This window comes from Aquimarina ulvae, assembly GCF_053613295.3.
Map to the genome: position 1 here is coordinate 518,491 of NZ_JBSIBP030000003.1, position 11,687 is coordinate 530,177.

The window sequence follows — 11,687 nt, forward strand, 5'->3', positions numbered from 1 at the left end:
TTTTTATTAAAAATCCTTATATCCAACATTACGAATGACCCCTTTTTTCAAATACTGTTTGGGAGTATTGTCAATAGTATTATTGTCACCTTTTCATATATCCGGTCAAACAGAGATTCTTCTAAATGACACTTCAGAATTACAAGATATTGGTTTGCAAACTCTTTATCTGGAGGATGCTTCTTCAGAATTATCCATTAAAGATATTGTACGGGATAGTATTCACGACGAATTCACGGCGAATTCCCAGAAAACTATCAATTTTTCGAGCACTGCTTCAACGTATTGGTTAAAGTTTAAGATCAGGAAACTCACCTCAGATAACCTTTATCTTAACGTTGGCTCTGCTTATATTGATGCTATATCACTATATGAATTTGATGATTCTGGTCAACTGATCGCAACCCGACATACTGGTGACAACTTGCCTTTTGATACCAGAGAAATTAAAGTAGGGAATTATTTATTTGCCCTTGATTTTGATAAAAATACTAGTAGAATTTTTTATCTAAGGGTAAAAAGTGATCAACCTTTGTTTTTTCCACTAAGAGTGGGGACACTTCCTGACTTTGTGGGCTATGAACACGATTTAGATTTTCTTCAAGGAATTTATTTCGGTTTCATGTTGTTGATATTTCTTTATAACCTGTTCTTGTATTTTTCGATAAGAGAAAGAATATATCTGTATTACATCGCTTACGTATTTAGTATTACTTGGTTTATGGCATCTATTTTTGGGTATTTTTTTGAATACTTTTGGCCCAATGCACCTTTTCTGAATCAATTGGTAGTGGTCAGTTCGGGATTAACTATGATTACTGCAACCTTGTTTACTCAACAATTTTTAGACACCAAGAAATCGGATTCTCGTATGCACAAGGGGTCTTTTATATTCCTTATTATAGGGGTTTTAGTGTGTGCTTTGGTAGTTGTAGGTTTTAAGATTGAAGGGTTGAAATTAGCGCAAGGTGGTCTGTTATTAATGGCTATATATTTTCTCATATTAGGAATACGATTTAAACTAAAAGGCTTTCGTCCGGCAATTTATTATTTATTGGCTTGGGGAGCACTCATTATAGGAATTTGCTTTGCAATATTAGAGTCATTAAATCTAAGTTTTGTAATGACTTATTTAAATGCAATGCAAATTGGTTCTGCATTAGAAGTATTACTGCTCTCTTTCGCGTTGGGAGACCGAATTAATATGTATAAAAAACAAAAAGAAGATGCACAATTACAAGCGCTGATATCTGCTAAAGAAAATGAAAAATTAATTCAAGAGCAAAATATAGTATTAGAGGAGAAAGTCAAACAACGAACTGCCGAGGTAGCCAGTCAGAATGAAGCACTAGTGAATCTTAATAATGAAAAAGATATGCTAGTAGATATGGTTGCACACGATCTTAGAACTCCTTTGCACCAAATGAAAGGAATTATTTGGCTATTGGATATACCTGCTATGGAATTAACAGAAGATCAGGCAACATATTTAAATGAAATTGATAATTCTGTGGATCGCCTTACAGATATGGTTGGTCGTATTTTGAATACTCACGGAATGGAAAGCAATCAGGTTAAATTAAAAAATGAAATTATTGATTTGGTAAAGTTTGCAGAAAATATGGCCAAGCGTTTTCTTTTAACGGCCAAAGAAAAAAATATCGAAATAAAAGTAAAAGAAGCAGAGGGCAGCCATTTTGCCGAGTTGGATAAAAATTATATATACAAGTTTTGGAAAACCTGTTATCCAATGCTATTAAATTTTCTGAAAAAGGAAGTGAGATACAGCTCCATATATACTCTAAAAGTGATAAGACATATATGGTGGTCGAAGATAAAGGACCTGGTATTAGTGAAGAAGACCAGAAAAAGCTATTTGGCAGGTTTCAACGCCTCAGTGCACAACCTACGGCTGGAGAATCGTCAATAGGTCTAGGGCTATCTATTGTAAAGAAATATATTGAAGCAATGAATGGTCAAATTCAATGTGAAAGCCAACTAGGCATTGGTTCTAAATTTATTATGTCTTTTGAGGCCAAAGATTCTGTGGGCAACTAATACCTGAAAAATATAAATTTCTCATTATAAATTTGAGATACCAAGAAACTCCATCGGTAGGGATCCATATCCTCAAAACTACCAGAAAAAGGAATCTTTTAAAGTCAAATTTAAACATCAAACATTCAACAAATGTTTGATTGTTGTTTCTAACCTTATTTTCAATAATTTTTTATAAACATAAGATTATCAACACAATATACCTACCATTGGGTATTGTTTTCATTTAGTATCAGTAGTAGCTTCGTATCTAATACATTCACTTATTTTTTTAACACATTACTTGCTTAAATTCTAGTAGATGCAGGTATATAAAAAACAGCAGTTATTATGAAAATTTTAAAGATTTCAGTACTATTTATTTTGGGTATTGCCATGTTGACTTCCATGTCATCTGGTACAAAGAAAAATAAAGCAAATGAAGATACACGATCCTGGACCTTTTGCTGTACAGACAGGTCACACCAAACACTTAGAAGCTCTGCTTGTGTTGTTACATCAACTCGATACAATGATTACAAATCTTGTTATAAAAGAGTGAAAAGCCATAAAAAGGCATATCCAAGACATGGTTGTGGATGCCGTTAATTCTGTAATAAACCCGCATTATGTATTAGAAAATCTATTACATCTGTGAGCCACTTCAAATACTGATGTTTCACTTCTTATTTTTATTTCACCGTAGCGGTGCACGCTAAAATCAAGAAAAAGCCACTATTTATTGGGTCTCAAAGCTATATTACGAAGTTCTAATGCATAATCTGGGATACAAGTTTAGTTGACTGGGTTCTAAGGCAAGAAACCAAAGAATTCAGTCACTTTTTTTGGCAATAACTCAATGTTTGGAGGCTAATAGTGGCAAAGTGAAAGTCGGTTATAATATGGATTTCGTACTATTATGTGAAAATCTTTTAAAAAATAGTGTAAATACCAGAGCAATTGAAGCTGTAATTACCCAAGGAACTTTTTAGACAGAAATACTTTATACACTATACTACAATCGGTTAAAGATGTAGACAATAGTAGTCGTAAAGTAACTACTGATGATTTCCTCTAATAGATAGCCTAACCAAAAGTTACCAATTTGATCTAAACATTATCGTACGACCTTTTCTAAAACGTCCCAAACATTATCTGCAAGAATTTTTTGCCCTTCTGCAGTGGGGTGAATGCCATCTGCCTGATTGAGTTCTACGATACCACCGACATCCTCTAAGAGAAAGGGGATAAGTAGTAACTCGTTCTTCTGAGCCAGTTCAGGAAAAATGGATCTGAATTCAGTTGTATATTCAGCTCCCATATTTGGCGGCAATTGCATACCCGCTAATATGATCGTTGTTTCTGGACTTTTTTTTCGTACCGAATCAATAATAGCCTGAAGATTATCTCTGGTTTCTGTTAACGGAACGCCACGCAACCCATCGTTAGCGCCCAACGCTAGTATAAAAATATCAACTTTCTGATTGAGTATCCAGGCAATTCTACTTTTTCCTCCTGCTGTAGTTTCTCCGCTCAGTCCAGAATTAATGACAGTATATGGTAAACCTAAAGAATCTAACCTGGACTGAAGTACTGCTGGATATGCATCATTGATGTCATCTAAACCATAACCGGCAGTCAAACTATCTCCAAAACATAGAATAATCTTAGCATTATTGTTTTGAACAACATCACTACTAGTTTCAGCAGATGTATCGGCGGTAGTTAACTCTTTTTTGGTCGTGTTTTCTCCGCAAGAGAGGAGCAGGCCTAACAATAAAAAATAACAAAACTTTAAGGAAATCTGCTTATAACGACTATATAAATTAGAAACCATTTGCTTATTTTTCATCCTTAACATTCCCTAATTAAATTAATTAAAACTAACATGCCAAAGATATTAAAGATTCGTGAACTGGAGAAAACATATAACAGTGGTTCGAAAAAGCTTAGGGTGCTACATGATATCTCATTTGAGGTAGAAAAAGGTGCTACCTTTTCTATTATTGGCCCTTCTGGGAGTGGTAAAACTACCTTACTTGGACTCTGTGCAGGATTAGATCATCAGGATTCAGGTACTGTTGAGTTGTGCGGACAGAATCTTCAGGAACTTGATGAAGATCAACGTGCAGAATTACGAAATACAGAAGTGGGGTTCATATTTCAGGATTTTCAATTATTACCCACATTAACAGCCTTAGAGAATGTGATTGTACCTTTAGAATTGCAAGGCGTTAAAAATGCAGCTAATCAAGGGATGGAATTATTAAAAAAAGTAGGACTATCGGATCGTTTTCATCATTATCCTTCGCAATTATCTGGTGGAGAGCAGCAACGTGTTGCACTGGCCAGAGCCTTTTCAAATGCACCATCCATATTGTTTGCAGATGAACCTACAGGAAATTTGGATGAAGAGACCGGAGAAAAGGTCATACAGCTTCTGTTTGAATTGAATAAAGAAGCCGGAACCACCTTAGTAATCATTTCTCACGATCTGGATCTGGCTAACAGAACACAACAGATACTTCGATTAAAAGGAGGTAAAATTATAAGTAACGAAAAAACCTTAGCCCACTAATGAAGAAACTTTCGTATTCCAAACCGGGGATCTCCTGGCTCTTAAAAATGGCATGGCGTGATGGAAGGGCAAGTATTTCAAGGCTTTTTCTTTTTATGGCATCTATCATTCTCGGTATTTCTGCGGTGGTTTCAATACAATTGTTCAGCGAAAACGTAAAACGAAATATCGAACGGCAGTCCAAAGTATTAATAGGTGCGGATTTTATTATTGATAGTAGGCAACTTCCTAATGAGAAAGTTCAGGCGATCATTGATTCTTTAGAAGCAGATGCGTATGAAGTAAACTTTCCATCAATGGCAGCGTTTCCAAAAACAAAAGCTGCAAAATTGGTACAAGTACGAGGTATGGAAGGTAACTTTCCGTTTTATGGCACTTTGGAGACTCAACCTATTACTGCAGCTGCTGAATATCAAAAAAGGGGAGGAGCCTTAGTAGATGCTACGCTGATGTTACAATATGATATCAAACCAGGTGATTCGATTAAATTAGGAATGGTTACCTTTCCTATTATAGGCGCTATTAATTCGATGCCTGGTAGCTCAGGAATCTCCACAACTGTAGCTCCAACGGTAGTGATTCCTTTTCGATTTGTAGCAAAAACCGAACTGCTACAAATAGGCAGCAGAAAGAGATATCAATATTTTTTTGAAGCACCAGAAGCTGATTTAGTTCAATTAGAGAAAAACGTAGATCCTATTTTGGATGCTGAAAATGCGGATCTCGATACGCATACCAGTACCAGTCGGCGAATAGGTCGTGGTTACGGAAACCTAGGTAAATTTCTTAATTTGGCAGCGTTTATCGCCTTATTATTAGGATGTATTGGTATTGCCAGTTCTGTACATATTTATATTAAAGAAAAATTAACCGACGTTGCAGTGTTAAAATGTTTGGGTGCAAGTAGGAAGCAGGCTTTTTTGATTTTTTTGATACAAATTGCTGTAATGGGTTTTATTGGAGGTGTTTTAGGAACCGTAGGAGGTATAGGACTTCAACAGGCGCTTCCTTTTCTTTTAGAAGATTTTTTACCTTTTGATGTTCGGGTTTCTATAAGTTTACAACCCATAATTATGGGGGTGTTACTTGGAGTCTTCATGTCGGTATTATTTGCATTGTTACCTTTACTCGGAACTTGGTATGTTTCACCTTTAGAAGTGTTGCGGGTATCAGAAGAACAACCAGTTACATCAAGAAAGATAAGAGCATTTACCTTTGGAGCGATCCTGATTTTTATTCTCTTATTCTCGATTTGGATTTTTAAAGATGTCCTATTCGCGCTGGCTTTTGTAACTGGAGTTTTTATAACCTTCGCGATCCTGGCGGGTATCGCTACCTTGTTTATTAAGGCAATCAAGAACTATTTTCCTACAGCTTGGGGATTTACCGCTCGAACTAGTTTATTGAACCTCTTTCGTCCTAATAATCAGACTACCGTGCTCATCTTTGCTATTGGTCTGGGAACTTTTTTGATTAGCACGCTATATTTTACAAAAGATATCTTGTTAACCAAAGCAGCGCTTGATAATGGTAAGGACAATGCCAATATTATTTTGGTAGATGTACAACCAGATCAGCGAACAGATGTGGTTGCCAGTGTATCCCAAAAAGGCTTAGAAATTATAGATAACCTCTCGATTGTTACCATGCGAATGCATCGTATTAAAGGAAAATTAGTTAATGAAATTCGAAAAGATACAAGCACAACAATCAATGATTGGGTTTTAAATCACGAGTTTAGAACAACTTTTCGTGATTCACTCATTGCTTCAGAAACTGTTACCGAAGGGAATTGGATTGAAGAGGTCCTACCAGATGAAGTGGTTACTATATCTATTTCAGAAAGTCTTGCAGAAAATGCCAAAATAGGAATCGGTGATCCCGTTGTTTTTAATATACAAGGAGTGTTGATGGAAACTATCGTTGGGAGCATTCGGGAAGTAGATTGGACAAGATTACAGTTAAACTTTATGATTGTTTTTCCTAAAGGTGTATTAGAACAAGCACCACAATTTCATGTACTAACCACCTATGTTTCGGATAACGTGAAATCAGCAGCTTTGCAGCAGCAGCTGGTTCACAAGTTTCCCAACGTTACCGTATTTGATCTTCGACAGATATATACGGTTATCGAAGACATTCTAGAAAAAATATCCTGGGTTATTAACTTTATGGCCTTCTTTAGTATTCTTACAGGGCTTATTGTATTGATTGGATCCGTTCGTACGAGTAAATATCAACGTATTAAAGAGAGTGTTTTGTTACGTACATTAGGTGCTAAAAGCAAGCATATCCTTGGTATCACGGCATTTGAGTATATTTTTTTAGGAGTACTTGGTAGCTTGGCGGGTATTTTGTTATCACTAATTAGTAGTCAATTATTAGCAACATTGTTATTCGAAGAACCCTTTGTACCTTCTGGTATTCCATTCCTGTTATTTCTACCTGGTATTGTGATATTGGTATTGATTATTGGGTTAAGCAATATCAAAAGTGTATTGAAAAGCCCGCCTTTGGCAATACTGAGAAAAGTAGGGTAATGAATACATGATATAAACAAAACCTATGTATGGAACATAATAAGAAAATAAAAACGAAGCTGAATTGGTTGCAAAAATCCCGCGAAAGCTGGAGTCACGTAGGTACTAAGAGGCCTCCTTTTGCCATAGAACCAAAAAAACATCAACGATCAGTTTGGGATTTTCCACGTCCTCCGATTGTTGAAAAAGTGAACAAAACCGTTACTGTAAAACATAATGACACTGAGATCGCACATTCTTACAGTACCTTGGCAGTTCTTGAGACAGCTAGTCCGCCAACCTATTATATACCGAAGAGTGATGTAAACCTGAATATCCTTATTACCATATCCGGCAAGACTTCTTTATGTGAATGGAAGGGAAGCGCCGTATACTGGACATTGAATACTATGATTGACCGACCAGTAGCGTGGTCATATCCAAATCCGTTTCCAGAGTTTAAAGCATTAAAAGATCACATCGCGTTCTATCCTCAACACTTGGAATGTTATGTTGATGGCGAGCAAGTAACCGCACAATCCAGCCCATTTTATGCAGGATGGATTACGTCGGACCTAGTTGGACCTTTTAAGGGAGAACCAGGAACAGGACATTGGTAAGGAATGAGTGTGGAATATAAAGAATTGTTCATTAAATTTCTTCTCAACCATTTTTAAATGAGATCAAACAGGAAGATCAATTTTTAAGTAATTTAATGGTGTCTTTATATGAGACGCCAATAGGAATTTCCATACCTCCAGATAGTATAACATCTTTTGAAGTTAATGCGGCAATTTTTGTAGTATTAATAATATAAGAACGATGTATCCTTAAAAAATCGGGAGGGAGTCGTAACACAAAAACACTTATTTTATCTTTGGTAGTTATGATATCATTTGCTGTATGTATTCTTATATAGTCTTTAATACTATCAATAAAGAATATGTTAGTAAATGCTATCCTAATCATCTTTTTGTTTGAATTCACATAAATATGATCGACTGTGGTGTCCTTCGATGGGTTAGTGACAGGCAATGTACTTGCATGCAATGCCCTGTATTTATTAATAGCTTTATAAAATCGAATGAAAGATATTGGCTTTAATAAATAATCAACGATATCCAATTCATAGCCCTCCAAAGCATATTTTCTATAGGCTGTTGTTAATATGACTTTGGGTTGTATCATCGTATTTTTTATAAAATCAATACCTGTAACAACAGGCATTTGAATATCTAAAAACAACATGTCGATACTCGTTTTTTGGAGAAAGTGTCCAGCATCTATGGGATTATCAAAAGTAGAGACCAATTCCAAATCAGGTACTTTCATAATATGATTTTCTAGTACCTTAATAGCTAACGGCTCATCATCTACAACTACACATTTTATGACCATCTCAATTCAAATTAATCGTTAATATGACCTGAAAATCATAATCAGTTTTAATGCTTTTCAGGTCATAGTTATTTTTATAATTTAGCTCCAATTGTCTTTGCGAATTTGAAAATCCAATTCCAGTACGTGATTTATTTTCTATATCCGGTTGATTACCATCAGGTAGTGTATTGAAAACTCTAAAATTAAGTTGATCTTGATTTGTGATTAGTTCAATTTTAATGATAGAATTCTTTAGATTGTTACTTGCCCCGTGTTTAAAAGCATTTTCTACAAATGATATCAGTATCAATGGAGCAATCATAACGTTTGGATTATGAAGGTGATATGAAAAGTTTAAGGCAAGCTTATCGCCATAACGCAGTGATTCTAAATCTACATAATCCTGTATTAGAGAGATTTCATTGACTAACGGGACTTCAGAGTCTTTACACTGATAGAGCATATAATCTAGCATATCCGAAAGTTTTAAAACAACTTCAGGTGCTTTATCAGATTGTTCTAGTGTTAGTGAATACAAATTATTTAATGTATTGAACAAAAAATGCGGATTGGTTTGTGCTTTTAAAAATTTAAGCTCCGTATTCGCTTTTTCTTTTTGTAAGACTTCGAGTTGATGTCGTTCTTCAAAACGGTCTTTAAATGCTTTGGTCATCAGCATTAAAAAAACAAATACATACACGGATGGGAAATACACTACAGCCAGATGAAATGGATCTGTTATAATCTCTTGTATACTTTTATATTCGTAATATTTAGGAACAAAAATTTTAGTTAAATACATACTTAAAAGCTTAGAAAGCACTAAAAAAGTATATACAGATATTAAAAAAGACATTCCAAACTTGACGTATTTCTGTCTAAATAAAAGTTTTGGAACCTGATAATAGATTAAAAAATAACTTGCTAATAGCTGGGCAGGTAAAAAACTTAAACCACTGATTATGGTTTTCTTAACACTTCCATCATTTAAGGCAGCTAATATGGGTAAACTGATAAACAATAAAAACCAAAATACGACGTGCGAAACGACTCTATTCTGAATGATCCAGTCGATCAAGTTCTTTCTTTTGACCATAGTTTATAAATATATAAAATAAGAATCTATCAGTTCTTCAAAAAAGACGAATCTTGATCTTCTACTGCCCAATTCTCATTTCCTGCTTATGAAACATATTGTCTGCTAATGACAGGTTTATATCAGCAGGAAGTTATCATTGGTCTATTTTACATTTTTCAATGTATTCCAATTGATAGATTTGTTTTAAGACACCGTGTTTAGGACATATTAATGAGCTACTTACTTCTTAATATCCGAACATAATGAAACTAAAAAAATAATGAAAAAAACATATTTTGTTTTAACGCTTACAGGAGTTTTATTTATAAATGTTTGTACTGTTAAAGGTCAGAATTCAAAGAATAACAATTTGACAGCAATAGAGGATTCATATCTCGGACAAAAACCACCTGGCTTAATTCCCCAGCTATTTGCTCCAGAAATCGTTTCAACAAAAAAACATTTGGAAATTGAAGGCGTTTTCGCACCTGGCATGACAACATTTTATTTTACTAGACAGGTAAAAGGACAAGTGTCTAAAACGCATGTCATTGAATATAAAAACGATGCTTGGTTAGAATCATTGGTTACGCCTCGTACCGGTGAAGTCTTTATATCAACTGATGGCAATACAATGTATCTTGGGAACAAATTTAAAAAACGAACACATTCAGGATGGTCTTCAGAAAAAAGCCTAGGACCACTATTCAATAAAATTCCTATTATGCGTCTTACAGCTTCAATGGCTGACACCTACGTTTTTGATGAACGAAATACAATTGGCACTATTTGTTATGCGCGATTGGTACAAGGTAAACGTGAAAAACCAATAGTATTTGGAAAAGAAATCAATACAGGAAAATGGATAGGGCACCCCTTTATTGCTCCGGATGATAGTTATATCATTTGGGATAGTGAGCGAGAAAACGGTTATGGAGCCTCAGATTTATATACTAGGTTTCGTCATCAAGACGGTTCTTGGGGATCTGCTATCAATATGGGAAAAGACATCAACACCAAATATGATGATGCCTATGGCAGTGTTACACCAGATGGCAAATACTTTTTCTTTCATAGAGTACAGTTAAACAAAGAAAGTTTTGAAGAAAGTCATGCAACATATTTTGGGTAGACGCTCAAGTCATTAAGAACCTTAAGTACAACCATAAAAATTAGAACAATGAAAAAGGCATATATTATTTTAATATTGATATTGATCACGCTTTTACAAGCCTGCAATACTAAAAAACAGCATTCAGAAAATATGGATGAACCAGTTGTGGAGAACACATATCTAGGACAAAAACCACCTGGGTTAACGCCAGAACCTTTTGCTCCTGGTTTGATTGTACTGGATAATTGGGAATATGGAGGAGTGTTCACACCTGACCTAAAAGAATTTTACTTTATCAGAGAGGTTGGAGTAGTAGAGGAGGATAAAAAAATGGAATTTGTTGTTTTTCAACAAAAGAATAATCGATGGCAGGAATCCGTGATATCAGCCAGAGTAGGACAACCATTCATCTCACCCGATGGTAAGACTATGCATTTGGGCAGAAAATATAAGGAACGCACTAAGACTGGCGATTGGTCAGCATTAAAAAAATTAGGTTCTCCTTTCGAGGAGATAGCGATCATGCGTCTTACAGCATCATCCAAAGGAACCTATGTTTTTGATGAAGCAGGCATGCCAGAAGGAGATGGGATTATTCGTTATACCCGATTGATAGACGGAAAGCGTCAAGCACCAAAGGCATTTGGAAAAGAAATTAATACCGGAAAAATGAATGCTCACCCGTTTATTGCACCAGATGAGTCTTATATTTTATGGGATGGTAGAAGAGCGAGTGGATTTGGTAATTCTGACATCTACATCAGTTATAAACAGCCAGATGGTTCTTGGGGAGAGGCTATTAACCTGGGAGACAAGATTAATACAGAAGCTTGGGAAGCTGCTGCAACCGTGACACCAGATGGTAATTATTTATTTTTTAACAGGAACATGGGAAAGGCAAAAGAATCAGACAAATACGATAATGTTGATATATTTTGGGTAGATGCTCAAATTATTGAAACACTAAGGCCAAAACAATGA

The 11,687-nt window shown here is 35.3% G+C and carries 10 protein-coding genes and 1 pseudogene; 8 read left to right on the forward strand and 3 right to left on the reverse strand.

Annotation, left to right across the window (positions count from 1 at the left end; all coding sequences use genetic code 11):
* Positions 1-34: 34 nt before the first annotated feature.
* From ACWGOQ_RS09300 to ACWGOQ_RS09310, 3 genes and pseudogenes are all read left to right on the forward strand, one after another.
* A pseudogene (locus ACWGOQ_RS09300) lies at positions 35-1,537 on the forward strand (7TMR-DISM family protein); the annotation flags it as partial.
* Positions 1,538-1,731: 194 nt separating this feature from the next.
* Positions 1,732-2,058, forward strand: a complete 327-nt coding sequence (locus ACWGOQ_RS09305) for a sensor histidine kinase (protein ID WP_452057674.1) — start codon at positions 1,732-1,734, stop codon at positions 2,056-2,058.
* Between the two features lie 330 nt (positions 2,059-2,388).
* Positions 2,389-2,646, forward strand: a complete 258-nt coding sequence (locus ACWGOQ_RS09310) for a hypothetical protein (RefSeq protein ID WP_452057675.1) — start codon at positions 2,389-2,391, stop codon at positions 2,644-2,646.
* 508 nt (positions 2,647-3,154) lie between these two features.
* Here the strand turns inward: ACWGOQ_RS09310 and ACWGOQ_RS09315 are convergent.
* Positions 3,155-3,898, reverse strand: coding sequence for an arylesterase (locus tag ACWGOQ_RS09315; RefSeq protein WP_452057676.1), 744 nt, complete (start codon positions 3,896-3,898; stop codon positions 3,155-3,157).
* 27 nt (positions 3,899-3,925) lie between these two features.
* Here ACWGOQ_RS09315 and ACWGOQ_RS09320 point away from each other — a divergent pair, with 27 nt between their 5' ends.
* Genes ACWGOQ_RS09320 through ACWGOQ_RS09330 form a run of 3 tightly spaced genes read left to right on the forward strand, consistent with a single transcriptional unit; the run spans position 3,926 to position 7,754 of the window.
* Entirely contained in the window at positions 3,926-4,615 is a 690-nt protein-coding gene (locus ACWGOQ_RS09320) for an ABC transporter ATP-binding protein (RefSeq protein ID WP_452057677.1), read from the forward strand.
* Positions 4,616-4,662: 47 nt separating this feature from the next.
* Positions 4,663-7,155 carry an ABC transporter permease gene (locus ACWGOQ_RS09325; RefSeq protein ID WP_452057951.1) on the forward strand — a complete coding sequence of 831 codons (2,493 nt, stop codon included), beginning with the start codon at positions 4,663-4,665 and terminating at the stop codon, positions 7,153-7,155.
* Between the two features lie 29 nt (positions 7,156-7,184).
* Positions 7,185-7,754, forward strand: coding sequence for a DUF427 domain-containing protein (locus ACWGOQ_RS09330; RefSeq protein ID WP_452057678.1), 570 nt, complete (start codon positions 7,185-7,187; stop codon positions 7,752-7,754).
* A 76-nt stretch (positions 7,755-7,830) separates the two neighbouring features.
* Here the strand turns inward: ACWGOQ_RS09330 and ACWGOQ_RS09335 are convergent, their stop codons facing one another.
* A complete protein-coding gene (locus ACWGOQ_RS09335) occupies positions 7,831-8,532 on the reverse strand; it encodes a LytR/AlgR family response regulator transcription factor (protein WP_452057679.1) in 702 nt (233 codons plus the stop codon).
* 1 nt (position 8,533) lies between these two features.
* Positions 8,534-9,610 (reverse strand): sensor histidine kinase, encoded by a 1,077-nt coding sequence (locus tag ACWGOQ_RS09340; RefSeq protein ID WP_452057680.1) that lies wholly within the window; start codon positions 9,608-9,610, stop codon positions 8,534-8,536.
* 262 nt (positions 9,611-9,872) lie between these two features.
* Here ACWGOQ_RS09340 and ACWGOQ_RS09345 point away from each other — a divergent pair, with 262 nt between their 5' ends.
* Positions 9,873-10,724: a hypothetical protein gene (locus ACWGOQ_RS09345; RefSeq protein ID WP_452057681.1), complete on the forward strand. Its 852-nt coding sequence runs from the start codon at positions 9,873-9,875 to the stop codon at positions 10,722-10,724.
* 48 nt (positions 10,725-10,772) lie between these two features.
* Positions 10,773-11,687: a TolB-like translocation protein gene (locus ACWGOQ_RS09350; RefSeq protein ID WP_452057682.1), complete on the forward strand. Its 915-nt coding sequence runs from the start codon at positions 10,773-10,775 to the stop codon at positions 11,685-11,687.

Bases quoted from the DNA above. Each gene is read 5' to 3' on its own strand.
- ACWGOQ_RS09310 (WP_452057675.1), top strand. From the start codon at position 2,389: ATGAAAATTTTAAAGATTTCAGTACTATTTATTTTGGGTATTGCCATG.
- ACWGOQ_RS09315 (WP_452057676.1), bottom strand. From the start codon at position 3,898: ATGTTAAGGATGAAAAATAAGCAAATGGTTTCTAATTTATATAGTCGT.
- ACWGOQ_RS09320 (WP_452057677.1), top strand. From the start codon at position 3,926: ATGCCAAAGATATTAAAGATTCGTGAACTGGAGAAAACATATAACAGT.
- ACWGOQ_RS09325 (WP_452057951.1), top strand. From the start codon at position 4,663: ATGGCATGGCGTGATGGAAGGGCAAGTATTTCAAGGCTTTTTCTTTTT.
- ACWGOQ_RS09330 (WP_452057678.1), top strand. From the start codon at position 7,185: ATGGAACATAATAAGAAAATAAAAACGAAGCTGAATTGGTTGCAAAAA.
- ACWGOQ_RS09335 (WP_452057679.1), bottom strand. From the start codon at position 8,532: ATGGTCATAAAATGTGTAGTTGTAGATGATGAGCCGTTAGCTATTAAG.
- ACWGOQ_RS09340 (WP_452057680.1), bottom strand. From the start codon at position 9,610: ATGGTCAAAAGAAAGAACTTGATCGACTGGATCATTCAGAATAGAGTC.
- ACWGOQ_RS09345 (WP_452057681.1), top strand. From the start codon at position 9,873: ATGAAAAAAACATATTTTGTTTTAACGCTTACAGGAGTTTTATTTATA.
- ACWGOQ_RS09350 (WP_452057682.1), top strand. From the start codon at position 10,773: ATGAAAAAGGCATATATTATTTTAATATTGATATTGATCACGCTTTTA.